Source organism: Pseudoramibacter porci (genome assembly GCF_009696145.1).
In the GTDB taxonomy this organism is placed as follows: Bacteria; Bacillota; Clostridia; order Eubacteriales; family Eubacteriaceae; genus Pseudoramibacter; species Pseudoramibacter porci.
This window is the reverse complement of the sequence record NZ_VUMO01000001.1, coordinates 204,815-223,472: the sequence shown is the minus strand read 5'-3', so window position 1 is coordinate 223,472 and position 18,658 is coordinate 204,815. Positions and strand designations below refer to the sequence as shown.

Here is an 18,658-nt window from a genome sequence, read left to right as displayed (position 1 = left end):
TTTTCCTCTTCATTATATAATTTATTGATGGATTAAAGCTACAGCTTGATCGACGATTCTTTCGTCTGCATCAATTTTTGCATATGCCTTCGCATTTTCCGACATGGATTCAAGATAAGCCGGATCCGCTAACAGCGTTGACAATTTCGTTAGAAGCAGCGTGCCGTTTAAGTCGTCTTCATCGATCACTTCAGCCGCGCCGGCGTTTTTCATTGCCATTGCGTTAAACCGCTGATGATCGCCCGCCGCATAGGGATACGGAATGAGGATTGACGGTGTGCCGGATGCTGCCATTTCAGAAATCGATGACGCACCTGAACGGCCGATAATGATATCCGCAGCGCCCATAAGCATTTCCATTTCATTTGAATAAGCAATCGCGTGGCAATGCGTTGGGCCAAAATATTCTTTGTCGTACGAAATTCCCACTTCATCCAGCGCAGCGCAAACCTTATCGATCTGTTTCGGTCCAGTGATTTGATAAATTTGAATGTCTTCGCGGGCGCCCCACTCTTTCATGACCGTCTGCATCGCACGATTGATAGCCGCAGCGCCTTGGCTGCCGCCCATTGCCAAAATCATCTTTTCATCTTGTCCAAGCTTCATTTTCTGCCGCATGGCTGCGCGATCAACATGTTTAAAGGCGTCGCGGACCGGATTGCCGCAGAGCACTGTTTTATTTGCCGGAAAATATTGTGCTGCTTCATTAAAAGTCAAGCAGACTGCATCAGCCTTTTTCGCCGCCCAACGGTTAGATTTTCCGGGGAAAGCATTCTGCTCATGAATCAGCGTAGGAATTCCCTTTTTCGCCGCTTCTCTCAAAATAATCCCCGACGTGAACCCGCCCGTTCCGATCACAAGCGCTGGTTTATAGCGTCTCAGAAGCTTTCTGGAATCGCTGGCGCTTTTAAGCAGATTTTTCGCTGCGATCACCTTCTTGACAAAGCCGCGTTGAAAACCCGAAGCGTTGATAAATTCCATCGGGTAACCGTAGCGCGGCACAATATTTTTTTCCATGCCGACGTGTGAACCGATGAATACGATCTCGACGTCCGCCATGCGCTTTTTGAGACAGGCCGCAATGGCTAAACCAGGATAAATATGTCCGCCGGTTCCGCCTGCTGCAATAAAAACTGTTGTCATGCTTTTTTCCCCTCCGTTTTTTGATGCTGAATCCTTTTGGGCGGATTGACCTTTCTGCCCGGTTTTCTTGACATATTGACAATCAAACTCATCATAAAGAAGAGGATGATCATCGACGTGCCGCCAGCGCTGATAAAGGGCAGCGCCATCCCGGTAACTGGCATGATATTCGTCGCAACTGCCACATTGACAATAACCTGAAAACCCAGCAGTGCCATGACCGAGCAGCCATAAACGTATCCGAACTTTGTTTTCGCGTGCTTTGCGATTTTTATGCCTCTATAAATAATAAAGCCGTACAAAATCAGAAGTAAAACACAGCCGACAAGCCCGCATTCTTCTCCGATATTAGCGAAAATAAAATCGTTCTGAAGTTCAGGCAAAAACAGCATTTTCTGTTTGCCGTTGCCGAGACCTCTGCCGAAGATACCACCGGAACCAATAGCGAGAATGGACTGTCTGATCTGGTAGTCCGCGCCGCCTTTCCCCATAAAAACGCGAATGCGATCGAGACGAAAGGGCTGTAAAATTAAAGCCAGGCCGACTGCTGCAATGATCAACAGAATGTACGGGACAAAATACCTGAACTTAATCCCGGAAAAGAAATAAACGCACAGCATCCCAAACCCAATGGCCATTGCTGCAGATAGGGACGGCTCCACAGCTGCAAGGCCACAGAGTGCGACCATTGGAAGAATACAATACCCTGTGAATTTCCAAAAACTAGTGTAAACTTCCTTTTTTTGGGAAACAATGCTGCTGGCATAAATAATCCCTGTTAATTTAGCAAGCTCTGAAGGCTGAAACGTGAGTGGTCCAATGGCCAGCCACCGCTTCGCACCGTTAACCTCTGAACCTACAACCAGGACCAGTCCCAACAGCAATGCGGTGACAATAATCGCATACTTCGCCACACGGACGTTATCGAATTTACGGTAATCGAATCGACTGCTGAGCCACAGTGTCCCCAGCCCGAGCACCACATAAACCGCCTGTTTGATGAACTGGGTATAGCCACTTCCTGTTTTGCTCCTTACAGACGACGTGTACATACTGGCTGAGAAAACCATCAGCAAACCAAAGATCGTCAGAATGAGCAGCGCCAATGTAAAAGCGCGGTCGGGCTGACTCCAATACCGGCGTCCAGAACAGCGGCGCATCCTTCTCTGTTTTTGACTGGCCATTATGCTTTTACAAGCTGCTTGAATAAGTTACCGCGGTCTTCGTAATTGGCGAACATATCCCAACTGGCACAGGCCGGCGAAAGCAGCACGACATCTCCGGAAACCGCCTTTTCCTTTGCGGTTTTCACCGCTTCCGGATAATCCTTGACGAAAATGTAGTCTTTGTAGCCGCACTGATCTGCTGTCGATGCAATGTTTTTTGCTGTGTCGCCAAGCAAAATCATCAACTTCACCTTATCTTTGATGAACCCCATCAATTTGGAGTAGTCTTCTTTTTTGTCGTATCCGCCCGCGATAAGAATCGTCGGTTTTTCCATCACCTTGAGGGCCGTAATCGTCGCGTCGGTATTCGTTCCCTTGGAGTCGTTGATGTAATCCACGCCATCAATTGTCGCAACAAATTCCTGACGGTGTTCAACGCCCTTGAAATCTTTTAATCCCTTGCGGATATTCTCGAGAGAAACACCAGAAAAATAAGTGAGTCCAATTGCCGCCATCGCGTTCATCACATTGTGCGGTCCTTTGATCGTAATGTCTGAAATAGAAGTGACCAGTACATCTTTTTCTGGGTCGTCCGTTTCCGCGATGTATACCTTGCCTTCTTTTTGGTAAATCCCCGGCACGACGCGTTTTTTCATGCTAAAGCTGATTTTTCTGGATTTTGCGTCCGCTGTATATTTCACGACATTGTCGTCGTCGGCATTAATGACGAGAAGATCTTCCGGCGTTTGATTCTTAAAAATCTTCGCTTTCGCTTTGTAATAATTGTCGAGGGTTCCGTGACGATCGAGATGGTCCGGCGAGAGGTTCAAAATCGCAGCTGCCTTCGGTCTGAAAGATGCCGTGGTTTCCAGCTGGAAACTTGATAACTCCGCGACATAAAGGTCTGCAGCAGTTGACGTATTGACGTAATGTGTCACAGCGTTGCCGATATTGCCGACCACATAAACATTGGGATAACGATCGTCCAGCTTAAAAATTTCCCCGGTCAGCGAAGTCGTCGTGGTCTTCCCATTTGTTCCAGTGATGCCAACGAATGGGGTTTGGGTCATGCGGTACGCCGCTTCAACTTCACTGATCACTGGAATATTTTTCTTGTAAGCTTCTTGAATGACGGGAATCGTCAACGGCACACCCGGACTTGGAATCACAGCCGAAACGCCATTGACGACGCTTTTTGGAATCTGGCTGCCAAAAAAACAAGACAGATGGGTTTTCGGCAAGGCCTCAAAAGCTTCCGCAATCGCAGGCGAAGCCTTGGCAATCACATTAAAATCTTTTGTATCCGTCAGAATAACTGATTGTTTATTAAATAAAAGCGCCTGTGTCACCGCAATGCCGCTGCGTTCCGCTCCAATGACTAAATAAGTTTTCATATTGATTTCCCTCCCAATTTTGATTTTAGAAAATGGCCAGCATAGCAACGCTGACGCAAATGACTGTCACAATCCAGAACACCGTCACAACGCGGGGTTCGCTCCATCCTGACAGTTCAAAATGATGATGGATCGGCGTCATTTTGAAGATCCGTTTACCGTGCGTTGCCTTAAAATACGTGACCTGCATGATCACTGAAAGGGCTTCAAGGAAATAAATGAAGCCTGCAATCAGAATAAAGATCTGAAGTCTTAAAGTAATGGCCGTCACGGCAACCGCCGCACCCAACGCGAGGGAGCCGGTATCTCCCATAAAAATATCTGCTGGATTGGAATTCCAGCGTAAAAATCCAAAACAGCCGCCTACGACTGCTCCGGCAAAGGCTGCAATTTCTGGATCCTTCACTGTAATGGCCGCCGTCATGAAGAAAATCATGACGAAAGCCGTCACACCGGCGCAAAGTCCGTCAAGTCCGTCCGTCAAATTTACTGCATTAGTCACCGCTACGATGACAAATACTGTAAAGGGATAAAATCCCCACCCCAAATCGATGAGTTTGTGGCTGAAAGGAATCACCAGCTGCGTGCCGATATCAGGATTTGTCCCGGCGTAAATCGCAATGACAACCGCCGCGGCAATCTGGAGCACCAGCTTCTGCCAAGCGCGCAACCCTAAATTATGATGGGCTGTTACCTTAATAAAATCGTCGATAAACCCGATTGCACCAAAGGCGATCATACCGATCAGCGGGAACAGCAGATCCTTCCCAACAATAAACGTAAAGACGATCATTGCGATTAAAATGCCGCCTTGAATCACTATGCCGCCCATTGTCGGCGTGCCCGATTTTTTTTGATGGCTTTTCGGACCTTCTTCGCGGATCGCCTGGCCAAAGTTGAGCTTATGCAGAACCGGCAGAAATAATTTTGTGCCGATCCAGACCAGTACAAAACTGATAATCAATGAAACAAACGCAGCGTGTATGCTTTCCATAATTTAAATTTACTCCTTATCCTTTAGTCTAGCGGGTTTTAATGCGATTTTAACTGATCGGCGACGCTGCCGATATGCATACTGTGAGAAGCTTTCAGCAAAACAGTGTCTCCCGGTTTAGATACAGCCTTTAAAATTTCGGCTGCCGCCTCGACGTTCTCCGCTCGGTAAACCTCAGCACCGTTATTTTCTGCGCCCTGTGCCGTATGTTCTGAAAGGGGGCCGACAGCAATAACAACAGCTGCTTTTGTCGCCGCATACGCACCTGTTTCCCGGTGTTTCGCCTCGCTGTCCTTTCCAATTTCGAGCATATCGCCTAAAACGGCGATAACGCGGCTATCTGCCTGAGCTGAGATGGTATTCAGCGCCGCTTTGACCGATTCCGGATTAGCATTGTACGAATCGTCGATCACGTGAAGCCCCGCGATCTCTTCCCGCTTCATCCGATTGCCACTCGGCTCAAAAGCGTCAAGCCCCGCCTGAATCTCCTCTGGCGTATAACCGCAGATCAATCCAACGCCGATCGCCATCAAACAATTATAAATATTATGTTCGCCCGGATATCTAAAATGGTACAGACTATTGCCAACGGTAAAAGTTGATCCGGCTGCGTCCTGTTCGATGTTTTCTGCGAGGAAATCTACATCTGCCTGGTGAATCCCGACACGCATCACGCGGTAGGGATCAGGCACGACCTTGCGCAGATAAGGATCATCACCGTTCACCAATGCAATATCGTCCGGTCCCATGGTCTCAAAAATCTCTTTTTTTGCTTTGAGGGTATTGTCTTTCGACCCGAGATTTTCAAGATGCGCCGAACCAATATTGGTGATGACGCCGATGTGTGGCTTTACTTCAAAAATCGAACGGTGAATTTCCTTTAAATGGTTCATCCCCATTTCGACAACAGCGGCTTCGTGTTCAGGTGTCAGTTGGAAAAGCGTCAGCGGCACACCGATCTCGTTGTTGAAATTTCCCTGCGTCTTCATCACATTTTTCTTCACGCCAAGTACGGAGGCAATCAAATCCTTCGTCGTCGTTTTGCCGGCAGAGCCGGTCACGGCGACAACTGGAATGTCATACCGCGCGCGGTTGGCCGCCGCTAATTGTCTGAGCGCTTCCATTGTTGAGGGCACGACAATCTTGACAGCATCCACCGCACTGTACTGATTCTGATGATCCACATCACACAAATACGTCGACGCACCGCCTGCACAAGCTGCTTCAATGAAACGGTGGCCGTCGTTATTTTCTCCGATAATTGGCACATAAAGATCGCCGGGTTTCACAATTCGGCTGTCGATCACCACACCGTTAACCAGCTGTGTTCCGCTGCCTTTTGTTATTTCCCCGCCTACAATCTGCGCTGTTTCTTCTGCCGTCCATGGTCTAAATCCCATTATACGCTCCTTCTTTCCTCATGTTTATTTCTGTTTAAAAGTTACTGTGACTGTCGAATGGCGTTTGAGCTTTGTTCCCGCTTTCGGGTTTTGACTCGTCGCAAAACCTGAGCCTTTGACTTTAATTTTCAACCCCAGTCCTGTCAGCATTTCATTCGCTTCCTGAATGTTCATGCCGGTTAGATCGGGGACACTCACCTTCGCGTTGGTATCGTCCGCGCTCTTGCCCGTAACTAAAACCATTGTTTGACTGTTCTTGTACGTCGATTTGGCTTTCAAGCTCTGAGCTGTAACAACACTTCCGCCCGCACTGTCATCAACTTTATAACGAATCCCCTTTTCCTTGAGAATTTGTTTTGCAAAATCCAATTCCTGTCCTGTCACATCCGGAACCGTTACTGTGTTTTTCGTCATCTTCGTCGATGATTTACTGCTCGGGTTCATATAATCTGACGTCTGCTGCAGGATTTTGATCGCTGCCGGCGCTGCAGACTGCGCGCCGGAGGCGCCGTTCTGTGCTTCATCGATGACCACTAACACTGCGTATTTTGGATCTTTTACCGGTGTAAAGCCAAAAAATGACGTGACGTGTTTTGTGTGGGAGTATTCACCGTTTTCAACTTTTTGCGCCGTTCCCGTCTTGCCGCCGATGCTGTAATCCCCCGCCAATGCCGCAAGCTCCGGATTATTTGTCACAACTTTTTCCATAATCTGCCGCATTTCTTTTGACGTCGCCTTGGAAATAATCTGTTTTGACGCGCTTGTCGACGCGTTGGAACTGATGTTTTTATTTTTAGATGAGATCACCGTCGGGCGCATATAATATCCATTGTTGATGACGCTGTTCAACGCACTGAGCAATTGAATCGGTGTGGTCATCAATCCTTGTCCAAAAGATAAGTTAGAATAATCAAGCAAATTAATGGCATTGCCCGATTTAAACACGCGGGTCATCACCCCAGCTTCTTCACCCGGCAATTCGATCCCTGTCGTTTTTCCGAATCCGTAGTCGTAAGCGTAGCGGTAAAACAAAGTTGGATCCAGTTTTTGAATGATCTGCACTAATCCTGGATTGCACGAATTCGATACGGCTTCTGCTGCAGTCTGCACGCCGTGCGTCGCCGTACAATTGACCGTTACACCGTCGATATTAATCGACCCGTTGCACACCACTTTATCTGACGGCGAGATCGCGCCTTCTTCAAAAGCAGACGAGGCCGTGATCGGCTTAAAAGTCGAGCCCGGTTCATAGGTGAAACTAACAGCCGGATTGCTCCACATTAAATTCAGCTTATCCGCATTCGACTTGCCTTCAAGCTGCTTACTGTAGTGTTTCGCGTAGGCCTTATTCAAGCTGTAAGGGTCGTTTAAATTGTAATCCGGCTTAGTTGCCATCGCAAGGATTTCACCTGTGTCAACATCCATAACGATGGCGGTGCCGCGCTTGGCCTTCCATTCCTTGATCGATTCATTCAGGGCTTTTTCGGCCATGATCTGAATGTTACTGTCAATGGTCAGAACCAGATCTTTTCCCTTTTTGGGCTGCTTTACGACCTTTGTCAATGACGGCAACGTATTGCCTGACGCGTCTTTTTGAAGATAGGCCAACCCATTCTGACCCGAAAGCCAACTATTATAAGTGCTTTCGACCCCATTGACCCCTTGATAGTTTTGATTGGTGAACCCCAGAATATAAGAAGCAAAATTTCCGTTGGTGTAATAACGGCGGCTGTCGTCGATGAGTTCAACCCCATTCGTCGACTGAACCTCACCGTTTTTCTTTACAGTCATATCCTTAAGAATTTTGTTTGCCAACGAATTATCCACTTGGCTTTTAATGAGTATCGCTGAATTTTCTTTCTCTGTCAGATAGCCAAGGGCTGTTTTATAAGACAGGTTGTCAAAAATCGCCGCCAACGATCTCGCCGTGCCTTTCGCATCATCAATTTTGTTTGGATAAGCGTAAAGTGTGCCGTCGCGATACTTCAAACCTTTAGGCTCGAGGGCATGCGCGCGCCTGCCCTGGCTCTCCGAGACACTGTTTTTCACAATGACATAATCATTTTCAAGCTGCTCAGCCTTTTTTCTCAAGCTTTGCGGCTTAATGTTTAACTGCTTGGAAAGTTCATCCACCAGCTTATCCTCATCCGTGATTTCCGCGGGAATGATATAAACTGCCTTCGCCGACGAATTTTGAGCCAAAATATTCATGTTGCGGTCATAGATGTTGCCGCGGGAAGCCTGTACCTGAACTTGATCAACGACTTGGTCGACCTGTCTGGCATATTGATCTGACGAGTCAATCACCTGCAGATAAACCAGTTTTCCCACAATGATCACCGCGAGAATGAAAAATACAACCAAAATAAAAGCGACACGTCTATTTTGAAGACGCCGGCGCCTCGCAGATGAAGTCATTGGTTTTTGGAAACTTTTTTTTGATTTGTGTGTGTTTTTTTTATTTCTTGAGGATTCCATATTTTGAAAGATTTGCCTTAAACCAGTCGATTAAATAATCGAAATTTGTTTTCTGTTTTTGCTGATGTTTGGGGACCATGTACACATACTGATCTGCACTCGGTTCGCGCATGCCGTAACTGCGCGCTTTTTTCTCAATTTTCGCGAGATTGTGCGAACTGACAATTTTCCCCTCTTTTGAATCATTGAGGGATTTCTGGGTATTGACCTGACTTTGAAGATTACTGATCTGTCGATCGAGTCTCAGAATAGCCGCCTGCTGGACCAGCGCCCCAAAGGCAATGGCAAAAAAAACAATAATGATCAGAACGTCTGGCCTGAGCCTTTTCCTTGAACGCTGCCTTTTTTTTGATCGCCTGCGCCGTTTCGACGCATCTGCTGATTTTGTCTGTTGTTTTTCTTTCTGAGATGATGTTCCTCGACTTTTTGATCGAGACGTTTTCGAATGACTTTGATTCGCGTTTGGCATATTTATCCTTCGGTTTCTTCACATTTCAAGCGTTCCGCAACCCTGAGCTTGGCACTTCTTGCCCGTCTGTTATCCTGCAGTTCTTCTTTTGAAGGGGCGATGGGCTTGCGCGTTATTTTTTTTATCGTCGGTTTTCTGCCGCAGACGCACACTGGAAATTCCGGTGGACAAATACAAGGGTCGGCTTGTTCATTAAACAACTGCTTGATCTGACGGTCTTCCAGCGAGTGAAAGGTGATGACACAGATTCGCCCACCCGGCTTCGTTCGCGCGATCGCATTTTTGACAGCCTGTGTCAAAATTCGCAGCTCCCCGTTGACTTCGATGCGCAGCGCCTGAAAGGTTTTCTTGGCCGGATGTCCTTTCCGTCTAAACTTTTCAGGATAAGCCTCACGAATCACATCGGCTAAATCCAACGTCCGTGTAAACGGCTGCCTCTGCCGCCGGCTGACAATCGCCCGTGCAATTCGGCCAGCGAATTTATCTTCTCCGTATTCTAAGATCACTTGTTTCAACGCCTGCTCTGAATAGGTGTTGACCACATCTGCAGCTCTCAGCTCCTGCTGCCGATCCATCCGCATGTCGAGGAGGCCATCGTGATGATAGGAAAAGCCGCGTTCGGGCTGATCAAATTGAAAAGATGAAACGCCGAGGTCAAAGACAACACCATCCACAGCTGAAATTTGAAGCGCATCGAGAATATCGGGAAGATGGGAAAAATTATCTCGAACAAAATCCTTCCGGCACGGATAATCCGAAAGGCGCGCCCCGGCTCTGGCGATAGCGTAATCGTCTTGATCGATGCCGATCAGACGGCCCTGATCAGACAAACGCTTGACGATCTGCTCAGAGTGCCCGCCGCCGCCTAAAGTACAGTCGACGTAACAGCCATCAGGCTTAACATTTAAGGCGTCGATGGTTTCGTTGAGCAATACGCTGATATGTTTGTCATTTGATTTCATCTTGAGCTCCAATTTGAAATGATTAAAATATTATACCATAGATTTATGGCTACCTTATTTTAATGCAAAAATAAAAAGCCGTAAAGTTTAGAATTACGGCTTTTAAGATTTATTCTCGCATTATATATGATTGATCATACTGGCCAAATAACCGGCGCCAAAACCATTGTCGATATTCACAACACTCACACCGCTTGCACAGGAATTAAGCATCGACAAGAGCGCCGATAATCCACCGAACGAGGCGCCGTATCCGACTGACGTCGGAACGGCGATCACCGGACAATCTGCCAGCCCGCCGACGACACTGGCGAGGGCCCCCTCCATGCCAGCTGCGGCCACAATGACCCGCGCGTTCATAATGCTGTCAAGATGATCGAGGAGGCGATGCAGGCCGGAAACACCAACGTCGTAGAGCCGGTCCACCGTATTGCCAAGCATTTCGGCAGTTAATGCCGCCTCTTCGGAAACCGGCAGATCGCTGGTGCCGCCGGTAACGACCAATATACGCCCCTTACCGGATTTTTCTGGCATCTCACCAATCTGGCCAAATCGAGCCAATTTGTGATAAATCATCGGGACTTTGTCTCCGATGTGCACGGCTTTTTCCGGGCTGACCCTCGTAATCATGATATGTTTCTGATGATGTGCTGTCATTTCTTTGACGATCCCGATAATTTGGTCGGCTGTCTTGCCCGCGCCATAAATCACCTCTGGGATCCCCTGCCTTAGGCCCCGGTGCGTGTCAATTTTCGCGTAACCAATATCTTGATACGGTGCTTCCTTTAAATCCAGAATCGCCTGATCAATCGATACTTCTCCAGATTTTACCTGTTCAAGAAGGTGATAAACTTCTTTTTGATCCATCGGTTTCCTTTTCTTTATTCGGACTGTCTGATTTCGTCTCGAAGTGTGTCAATCAATTCCGACGCGCGGATATTATTGCGCATCAATTTGCTGTCACAGCGCGCTGTGATGGCTTCCGCTTCCGCACGGTTCGACATGCTGGTCGTATTGATCAGCACATTCAAGTGTGCGGCATTGATCGCCGACATGCAAAGCATCGCTGCAGCCGCCGCGTCACTTTTCGCCAACTCACTGCCCTTCCCAGCGACCGCTTCAATCGCATCCAGTGCTTCTTCACACAGATCCATAATTTTTTCCGGAACACTGCACGCCATGTACAACGCTGCTTCCAAAGTTTCCAGGTAGCGTTTCCGCTCAGTCTCCGTGTCCTTTGGCATACTGTACGCCTTAGCTAAAGGTCTAAAAGCCGCTGCATCCTCATCGACACAGCGAAGCAGTTGATCTTTAATAAGATCGAGGTCTTCAACTTTTTTCTGGAAATCGGCTTCATACTGCGCGTATTTCTTTTTGCCAATGCTTAAATTCAAGTACATCATGCCGAGGGCAGACCCGAGGGCGCCAACCAGCGCTGCCGCGCCGCCACCGCCGGGAACCGCTGATTTTGAAGCTAAAACTTCTGCAAAAGACGTACAGCTTCTCTGAATTAAATCTTTTTTTTCTGACAAAAACGTTCTCCAATCGTCAAGCTCAATTTAATTTTTTTGCCGCAGTAATGACGTGTTTCGCCAAAATCGTCGACGTGATCCCGCTGACTCCGCCCGGTGTCGGTGTCACCGCATCGACAACCGGCGCCACCTCTTCGAGGTCCACATCGCCGTATAATTTGCCGTCTTGGAACGTCGTCCCCACGTCGATCACGATCTGCCCGGGGCTAACAAAATCTTTCGTGATCATGTGGACGCGGCCCGTCGCTGCGATGAGAATGTCCGCCCCTCTGGCGACACCTGCCAAATCCTGTGTCCCGGTATTACACATCGTCACCGTCGCGCGCCGTTTGAGTAGCATACTCGCCAAGGGGCGCCCCACAACGATGCCGCATCCAATAATGACCACACGCTTGCCGTACACATCGATATGATAATGGTCGAGCAGTGCCATCACGGCCTCCGGTGCGCAGTACGCAAAACCATCTAATCTGCCGGACAAAGTGTCCGCCAGATTCTGATCGGTTGCACCGTCCACATCTTTTTTCGGATCGATCGCCTGAATCACACATTTGTCATCGTAGCCCTCCGGCAGCGGCTGAAAGAGCAGTATCCCATGAACGGATGGGTCGCTATTAAGCGCTTCGATCTGCGCGATCACCGCCTCTTCTGATGGCGGCGGGTCCATCACGATGTTTTTAACACCGATTCCAAACTGCTGCATCTTTTTTGTAGCGCCCTTTTCGTAGGAAATGTCCGCACCCTTGTGCCCCAGACGCACGGTCGCTAATGTAGGCTGAATACCGCGGTCAGCGAGGGCTTTTAAATCTCCCCGCCAACCGTCTTGAATACCGGCGTTAACCGCTTTTGCTGTGTACTCAATCGCCATATTTAGAACAATCCTGTGATTTTCCCTGTTTCATCGACATCGATGTTTTCTGCAGCCGGCACTTTCGGAAGCCCTGGCATCGTCATGATGTCGCCGGTCAGCGCAACAATAAAGCCGGCGCCAGAAGAGACCTTGAGATTGCGGACGGTAATGTTGAAACCTTTGGGTGCGCCGAGCAGGGACGCGTCGTCAGAAAATGAATACTGGGTTTTCGCCATACAAATCGGCAAATTGGAAAAGCCGAGGGATTCGAGCTGTTCCATCTGCTGACGGGCATCTGTTGTTAAATCAACGCCGTCTGCGTGATAGACATTCTTGGCAATGGCATCGAGTTTGCCTTCAATCGAATCGTTGATATCGTAGGCGAATGAAAAATCATTGGGTTCTTCGCAAAGCTTAACCACTTCTTTGGCTAGCGCGACGCCACCTTCTCCGCCTTTGGCCCAAACTTCGGATAAGACCGCGTTGACGCCGAGTTTTTTGCATTCTGCTTCGACTAAATCCAGCTCTGCTTTCGTATCCGTCGGGAAGGCATTGATCGCCACCACGCAAGGCAAATGATAGACGTCCTTAATATTCGCTACGTGCTGAAGCAAATTGGGCAGGCCTTTTTTGAGCGCGTCGAGGTTTTCTTCGTTAAGGTCTTTGACCGCAACACCGCCGTGATGTTTCAGAGCGCGAACGGTTGCGACAACCACTACAGCGCTTGGATTGAGGCCAGCCGCGCGGCATTTGATGTCAAAGAATTTTTCAGCACCGAGATCCGCGCCGAATCCGGCTTCTGTAATCGCGTAATCTCCTAAATTCATGGCCATTCGCGTCGCCATAACACTGTTGCAGCCGTGAGCAATATTGGCAAATGGGCCGCCGTGAATAAAGGCCGGCGTTCCTTCGAGCGACTGCACCAAATTCGGCTTGAGGGCATCTTTTAAGAGGGCTGTCATCGCGCCCTGTGCCTTCAGATCCGCCGCGGTAACCGGTTTGTCGTCGCGGGTGTAGCCGATAATCATCCGGCCCAGACGCGCCTTTAAATCTGGAATCGACGTTGCCAGACAGAGCACTGCCATAATTTCTGAAGCGACGGTAATATCGAAACCGTCTTCCCGCGGCACACCGTTCTTTTTACCGCCAAGGCCATCGACAATGTTTCTCAGCTGGCGGTCGTTCATGTCCACTGCGCGCTTCCAAGTGATCTTACGCGGGTCAATGTTCAGTTCATTTCCTTGGTGAATGTGATTGTCGATCATCGCTGCCAGCAAGTTGTTTGCCGCGCCGATCGCGTGAAAATCCCCCGTAAAGTGAAGGTTGATGTCTTCCATTGGGATGACCTGGGCGTAGCCGCCGCCGGCCGCGCCGCCTTTAATGCCGAATACCGGCCCAAGGGAGGGTTCCCGAAGGGCGACCACGACATTCTTTCCGATTTTCTTCATGCCGTCTGCGAGACCAATCGTCGTCGTCGTCTTGCCTTCGCCGGCCGGGGTCGGATTAATCGCCGTCACAAGAATTAATTTGCCGTCTTCGGCCGGGTGGTCTGTCAAATAATTGTAGTCGATTTTCGCCTTGATCGGTCCGTACTGTTCGACGTATTTCGGTTCGATGTTCAGTGCCTCTGCAATTTCACTGATCGGTTTTGGCGTACAGCTTTGCGCAATTTCAATATCTGATTTATTTTTCATATCGTCCTCCGTTTCGTTTTAGTCGTTTTCGAATGAATACTTATGATTAAGTCTATCATCGTAAGTAAGCGGTGTCAATTTAATTCACTGGCAGTTTTTAGGCCGAAGAGGGGCGTCGCTGAGCGTACACCGTCCAGAATGGCCAACCGAATTTGTTCCGCCGCAACCGCCGCAATGGCGTCAAAATCTCCTTCTATCTTCCCTGAAGCCATGACAAAAATCGTGTCGCCATCACCGGACGTGTGCACCGGCGAAATTGCCCTGGCGTAGCCGTCGTGAGCGATCGACGCAATTTTCAGGCACTGCGCCTTACTTAACTTTGCGTTTGTCAGAATACAGGCAATCGTCGTATTCCCTGGAAAAATCGGGTGGTCGTGCTTAACATCCTCGAGCATTTCCTCATAAGTCGTCTTGCCGAAGCCTTCGCCCGATTCATCAAGCAGCCCCGCTATTTTTTTTTCGCCATCGTATACATCACCAAGGGCATTGACAGCCACAACCGCGCCGATTTGAAGATCGCCAAAAGCGGTCATGCTCATGCCCTGCCCGCTTTTCATCATGCGGGCTGCTCCCCTATACTTGCCGACGGTTGCGCCGGTACCCGCGCCGACATTGCCCGACAGGACGTTCTGCCCTTTAAAGGCGTTTTCAGCCGCGGCTCGTCCCATGGTGATATCCGGTCTGATTTTGCCGTTGCCAACTGGCAGATCAAATAATGACGCACCGCAGACGATCGGCACCTTGCCGTATCCCGTTTCAAAGCCAATGCCCTTTTCTTCAAGAACCGCCATCACACCTGAAGCCGCCGTGAGGCCAAAGGCACTGCCACCGGACAAGGTCACACTGTGAATCGCCTGCACGGTATTTTCCGGCTTTAACAAATCCGTCTCGCGCGTCGCCGGTCCACCGCCTCGAACGTCTACACCCGCCGAGGCACCATCCGGACAGATCAAAGTGGTTACACCCGTTCCGGCCGTTTTATTTTCTGTTGTTCCAATTAAAAATCCATCGATCTGCATGTTTATGCTCCTCTACTTTTAAGTCTTTTTCGTTTTTTTGATTCTAACAAAAAAAGCAGCCGAAGCTGCTTAAATCATTAATGTACAACACCTTGTAATTCATTAATCTGCTTTCTCGGATGCAGACTTTGAATGTGTTCGGCAATATTCGCGGCGTGGTCGCCAACACGTTCCAAATCGACGAGCAAGTCAAAATAGATTGCAGAAGAATTCGCCTGACACGCACCTTCCGACAGACGTTTAATGTGACGATCTTTGTATTCGTCGGTCAGATCATCAGAACGTTCTTCTTCTTCGTAGATCTTCATGCATATTGCATCGTCTTCGCTTTCCAGTGCTTCTCTGATATGTTTGACAATCGAATAAGTCAAGTCGAGCAATTCCAGAAGTTCGTTGCGCGCCTCGTCTGTCATTTCGACATCTTTTTCAATTTTATTTTCTGCCAATTCGACGATATTTTCGGCGTGATCGCCAATTCTTTCGATGTCATGGGCGATCTGCAGATAACTGGCCAAACGATCGTTTTCTTCCTGAGAGACGTTCAAATTCGAAAGACGAATGACGAAATCAATAATGCCTTTTTCGTGTTCGTCGATCCGTTCTTCGCGCTGGTACACTTTTTCTATCGCCTTTTCGTCGCCTTCAACCAGGGCTTTACCCGCAAGCTTCAAATTCTTTTCAGCCATTCCAGCCATGTGGACCAATTCCTTGCCAAGCTGGCCAATGGCAACAGCCGGGTTGTTGAGCAGGCGGTCATCCAGCTGAAGACCACGGTCGCTTTCTTCTTCATCGTCTTTGACGTGCGTTTCAAGGAAGTGCACAAGCTTGTCAATGAAAGGCAGCATCACAAACATATTAGCCACATTAAAGAAGGTGTGCGACATGGCGATTTGTCTGGCAACATTGGGAATCACTTTGCCGCTGGCAGTTTTCATTGTTCCTGAAATATCAACCAGGAATTGATAAACCGGATTAACCGGCAGGACCGCATTAAATATTCCAAGCAGTGCCATGACCCAAATTGCGCCGAAAATATTCACGCTCAAATGGATGATGGCCGCGTTTTTAGCTGCTTTAGAGGTCCCGATACTCGACAGTAATGCCGTTACACAGGTCCCGATGTTGGTGCCGATCATCATGGGAATACAAATTTGAATGGCCGCTGTTCCAGATACATCTGCGAAAATACCAGATATCGCCAGCGCCTGGAGCATGGCTAGTGTCGCACCTGAGCTCTGCATAATGCCGGTAATTACTGTACCGATCAAAAGACCTAACAGCGGGTTGCGCCCGTAAGTAATCAGCCAGCTCTTAAAAACCGGATTGTCCTTAAGCGGTTCCATGGTCGTACTCATGGTCGAAATCCCGAAGAAAAGGATCCCGATTCCCAATAAAATGGTACCAATATCCCGGGTTTTCTTTTTCTTTCCAAACACCGACATCACGGTGCCGATCCCAATCAATATCGGCGCGATCGCATCAACATTAAAGGCAATCAGCTGAGCCATCACCGTTGTCCCGATATTCGCGCCCAGAATGATGCCAGCCGCCTGCGTCAAGTTCATCAACGAAGCGTTGACAAAACCGACGACCATGACCGTCGTCGTACTCGAGCTCTGAACCATAATGGTAACGACGATCCCGCAAATGATGGCTTTTAGACGGTTGCTCGTTAAAACCTCGAGCAAGCGCTTCATTCTGTCACCCGCAACAACCTTCAGGCTGTTGCTCATGATCTGCATACCATAAATAAACAGACCTAACCCACCGATTAAGCCTATAATGATCTGAATTCCCATACAATCTCCTTAGTTCTCTTATGAAATACCAGCTATATTTAATTTCTTATTATTTTATCATGGTCAATCCGTAAAATCTATATAAACATCATGTAAATTCTTTTAGAAAAGCCGTGGATAATTTAACACAATTTTAAAATTGATTCAACGCATTTCCATTTTATTTTCTAAAATAAAACTGCGGAAAAAGAACAAGTATGATAAAATATTAAAAAATTATGTATTGTAAAAATCAGGAGGATTACACATGTCGCAGTTCACAATGAACGAAATCGTCAGTCTTGCCAAAATGCGCGGCATCGTTTTTCCAGGTTCGGAAATATACGATGGGCTCGCCAACAGTTGGGACTATGGCCCAATTGGCGTCGAAATGAAAAACAACGTCAAACGTGCCTGGTGGCAGAAATTCGTCCAGCAGTCGCCTTATAACGTCGGCCTGGATGCCGCCATTCTGATGAACCCGAAAACCTGGGTCGCTTCAGGTCACGTCGGTGGGTTCAATGACCCGCTGATGGACTGTAAACACTGCAAGTCCCGTTTCCGTGCGGATAAACTCATCGAAGATTATTTCAAAGCACACGGTGAAGAAGTCGTCGTTGACGGTTGGTCCAACGAAAAAATGGAAGCTTTCATTAAAGAAAAAGAAATCCCATGTCCAGAATGCGGAAAATCTGATTTCACCGAAATCCGTCAATTCAATTTGATGTTTAAAACCTTCCAGGGCGTTACAGAAGATTCCACTTCTCAGCTTTATCTGAGACCAGAAACTGCCCAGGGGATTTTCGTCAATTTCAAAAATGTTCAGCGGACCACGCGCAAGCGCGTCCCCTTTGGGATTGGCCAGATCGGTAAATCCTTTAGAAATGAAATCACCCCGGGCAACTTCATCTTCAGAACCCGAGAATTTGAACAAATGGAATTGGAATTTTTCTGCGAACCGGGCACCGACTTGGAATGGTTCGCTTACTGGAAGGATCAATGCAAAAAATGGCTTGCAGACCTCGGCATGACAAGCGAAAATCTGCGTTTCCGCGATCACTCTCCGGAGGAACTCTCCCATTATTCCAACGCGACGACCGATGTGGAATACAAATTCCCCTTTGGGTGGGGCGAACTCTGGGGCATCGCTGACCGCACCGACTTTGATTTAACCCAACATCAAAACGTGTCCGGCAAAGACATGCGCTATCAGGATCCCGTGACTCATGAAAAATACATTCCGTACGTCATTGAACCGTCACTCGGTGCTGACCGCATGTTCCTCGCTTTTCTCTGCGATGCCCTGCAGCACGAGGAGCTGGAAAACGGCGATACCCGAACTGTCATGAAAATCCATCCTTTCCTGTCCGCCTACAAGGCCGCCGTTCTGCCACTTTCGAAAAAGCTCTCTGACCAGGCTGAAGCCGTGTACGCTGATCTCGCCCAGTCTTTCAACGTCGATTACGATCAGACCGGCAGCATCGGCAAACGCTACCGCCGCCAGGACGAGATCGGTACACCGTTCTGCATTACCGTTGACTTCGACACTCAGGAAGATCAGTCCGTCACCGTTCGCGACCGCGACACCATGGAACAAGTCAGAATGCCCATCGACCAAGTTAAAAATTACATCGAAGAACGTATTAAATTTTAAGTACGATTTTACTTCCGCCCATCGAAAATTTTTTCGATGGGCTTTTTTCTTATTTTGCTGTTTACTTTTCCGGAAAAGGTGTTATAATGTAGCTGAATTATAAATGTAATCGTAATATAATAATT

Annotated in this window: 15 protein-coding genes; 1 reads left to right on the top strand and 14 read right to left on the bottom strand. The window is 48.3% G+C overall.

Annotated elements, in window-relative coordinates; translation table 11 throughout:
- Positions 1 to 21 precede the first annotated feature (21 nt).
- From murG to FYJ52_RS01165, 14 genes are all read right to left on the bottom strand, one after another.
- On the bottom strand, positions 22 to 1,143 hold the full coding sequence (gene murG, locus FYJ52_RS01230) for an undecaprenyldiphospho-muramoylpentapeptide beta-N-acetylglucosaminyltransferase (RefSeq protein WP_154575434.1): 1,122 nt from the start codon (positions 1,141 to 1,143) through the stop codon (positions 22 to 24).
- Complete coding sequence (locus FYJ52_RS01225) at positions 1,140 to 2,327, bottom strand: FtsW/RodA/SpoVE family cell cycle protein (RefSeq protein ID WP_235901459.1); 1,188 nt, start codon at positions 2,325 to 2,327, stop codon at positions 1,140 to 1,142. Before FYJ52_RS01225 ends, murG begins: the two co-directional genes overlap by 4 nt.
- The gene (murD, locus tag FYJ52_RS01220; RefSeq protein ID WP_154575433.1) at positions 2,327 to 3,703 is read right to left on the bottom strand and encodes a UDP-N-acetylmuramoyl-L-alanine--D-glutamate ligase; all 1,377 of its coding nucleotides are present in this window, start codon (positions 3,701 to 3,703) and stop codon (positions 2,327 to 2,329) included. Before murD ends, FYJ52_RS01225 begins: the two co-directional genes overlap by 1 nt.
- Before the next feature lie 25 nt (positions 3,704 to 3,728).
- Positions 3,729 to 4,697, bottom strand: coding sequence for a phospho-N-acetylmuramoyl-pentapeptide-transferase (gene mraY / locus FYJ52_RS01215; protein WP_154575432.1), 969 nt, complete (start codon positions 4,695 to 4,697; stop codon positions 3,729 to 3,731).
- Between the two features lie 38 nt (positions 4,698 to 4,735).
- Positions 4,736 to 6,097 carry a UDP-N-acetylmuramoyl-tripeptide--D-alanyl-D-alanine ligase gene (locus FYJ52_RS01210; protein ID WP_154575431.1) on the bottom strand — a complete coding sequence of 454 codons (1,362 nt, stop codon included), beginning with the start codon at positions 6,095 to 6,097 and terminating at the stop codon, positions 4,736 to 4,738.
- 24 nt (positions 6,098 to 6,121) lie between these two features.
- Positions 6,122 to 8,428 carry a penicillin-binding transpeptidase domain-containing protein gene (locus tag FYJ52_RS01205; protein WP_328598737.1) on the bottom strand — a complete coding sequence of 769 codons (2,307 nt, stop codon included), beginning with the start codon at positions 8,426 to 8,428 and terminating at the stop codon, positions 6,122 to 6,124.
- A gap of 127 nt (positions 8,429 to 8,555) precedes the next feature.
- A complete protein-coding gene (locus FYJ52_RS01200) occupies positions 8,556 to 9,044 on the bottom strand; it encodes a hypothetical protein (RefSeq protein ID WP_154575429.1) in 489 nt (162 codons plus the stop codon).
- Between the two features lie 2 nt (positions 9,045 to 9,046).
- Positions 9,047 to 10,006 carry a 16S rRNA (cytosine(1402)-N(4))-methyltransferase RsmH gene (gene rsmH, locus FYJ52_RS01195; RefSeq protein WP_154575428.1) on the bottom strand — a complete coding sequence of 320 codons (960 nt, stop codon included), beginning with the start codon at positions 10,004 to 10,006 and terminating at the stop codon, positions 9,047 to 9,049.
- 120 nt (positions 10,007 to 10,126) lie between these two features.
- A complete protein-coding gene (gene larB, locus FYJ52_RS01190; protein WP_154575427.1) occupies positions 10,127 to 10,873 on the bottom strand; it encodes a nickel pincer cofactor biosynthesis protein LarB in 747 nt (248 codons plus the stop codon).
- A 14-nt stretch (positions 10,874 to 10,887) separates the two neighbouring features.
- Positions 10,888 to 11,538 (bottom strand): cyclodeaminase/cyclohydrolase family protein, encoded by a 651-nt coding sequence (locus tag FYJ52_RS01185; RefSeq protein ID WP_154575426.1) that lies wholly within the window; start codon positions 11,536 to 11,538, stop codon positions 10,888 to 10,890.
- Between the two features lie 22 nt (positions 11,539 to 11,560).
- Positions 11,561 to 12,406, bottom strand: a complete 846-nt coding sequence (locus FYJ52_RS01180; RefSeq protein WP_154575425.1) for a bifunctional 5,10-methylenetetrahydrofolate dehydrogenase/5,10-methenyltetrahydrofolate cyclohydrolase — start codon at positions 12,404 to 12,406, stop codon at positions 11,561 to 11,563.
- 2 nt (positions 12,407 to 12,408) lie between these two features.
- Positions 12,409 to 14,082 (bottom strand): formate--tetrahydrofolate ligase, encoded by a 1,674-nt coding sequence (locus FYJ52_RS01175; RefSeq protein ID WP_154575424.1) that lies wholly within the window; start codon positions 14,080 to 14,082, stop codon positions 12,409 to 12,411.
- Positions 14,083 to 14,156: 74 nt separating this feature from the next.
- Entirely contained in the window at positions 14,157 to 15,101 is a 945-nt protein-coding gene (locus FYJ52_RS01170) for a P1 family peptidase (protein WP_154575423.1), read from the bottom strand.
- Positions 15,102 to 15,178: 77 nt separating this feature from the next.
- Positions 15,179 to 16,900: a Na/Pi cotransporter family protein gene (locus FYJ52_RS01165; RefSeq protein ID WP_154575422.1), complete on the bottom strand. Its 1,722-nt coding sequence runs from the start codon at positions 16,898 to 16,900 to the stop codon at positions 15,179 to 15,181.
- A gap of 247 nt (positions 16,901 to 17,147) precedes the next feature.
- Between FYJ52_RS01165 and FYJ52_RS01160 the strand changes: the two genes are divergently transcribed.
- Positions 17,148 to 18,533 carry a glycine--tRNA ligase gene (locus FYJ52_RS01160; RefSeq protein WP_154575421.1) on the top strand — a complete coding sequence of 462 codons (1,386 nt, stop codon included), beginning with the start codon at positions 17,148 to 17,150 and terminating at the stop codon, positions 18,531 to 18,533.
- The last annotated feature ends 125 nt before the right edge of the window (positions 18,534 to 18,658 follow it).

Coding starts and splice junctions, on each gene's coding strand:
- FYJ52_RS01165 (WP_154575422.1), bottom strand. CDS start 16,900: ATGGGAATTCAGATCATTATAGGCTTAATCGGTGGGTTAGGTCTGTTT.
- murG (WP_154575434.1), bottom strand. CDS start 1,143: ATGACAACAGTTTTTATTGCAGCAGGCGGAACCGGCGGACATATTTAT.
- FYJ52_RS01170 (WP_154575423.1), bottom strand. CDS start 15,101: ATGCAGATCGATGGATTTTTAATTGGAACAACAGAAAATAAAACGGCC.
- mraY (WP_154575432.1), bottom strand. CDS start 4,697: ATGGAAAGCATACACGCTGCGTTTGTTTCATTGATTATCAGTTTTGTA.
- murD (WP_154575433.1), bottom strand. CDS start 3,703: ATGAAAACTTATTTAGTCATTGGAGCGGAACGCAGCGGCATTGCGGTG.
- FYJ52_RS01210 (WP_154575431.1), bottom strand. CDS start 6,097: ATGGGATTTAGACCATGGACGGCAGAAGAAACAGCGCAGATTGTAGGC.
- FYJ52_RS01180 (WP_154575425.1), bottom strand. CDS start 12,406: ATGGCGATTGAGTACACAGCAAAAGCGGTTAACGCCGGTATTCAAGAC.
- rsmH (WP_154575428.1), bottom strand. CDS start 10,006: ATGAAATCAAATGACAAACATATCAGCGTATTGCTCAACGAAACCATC.
- larB (WP_154575427.1), bottom strand. CDS start 10,873: ATGGATCAAAAAGAAGTTTATCACCTTCTTGAACAGGTAAAATCTGGA.
- FYJ52_RS01225 (WP_235901459.1), bottom strand. CDS start 2,327: ATGGCCAGTCAAAAACAGAGAAGGATGCGCCGCTGTTCTGGACGCCGG.
- FYJ52_RS01200 (WP_154575429.1), bottom strand. CDS start 9,044: ATGCCAAACGCGAATCAAAGTCATTCGAAAACGTCTCGATCAAAAAGT.
- FYJ52_RS01175 (WP_154575424.1), bottom strand. CDS start 14,082: ATGAAAAATAAATCAGATATTGAAATTGCGCAAAGCTGTACGCCAAAA.
- FYJ52_RS01160 (WP_154575421.1), top strand. CDS start 17,148: ATGTCGCAGTTCACAATGAACGAAATCGTCAGTCTTGCCAAAATGCGC.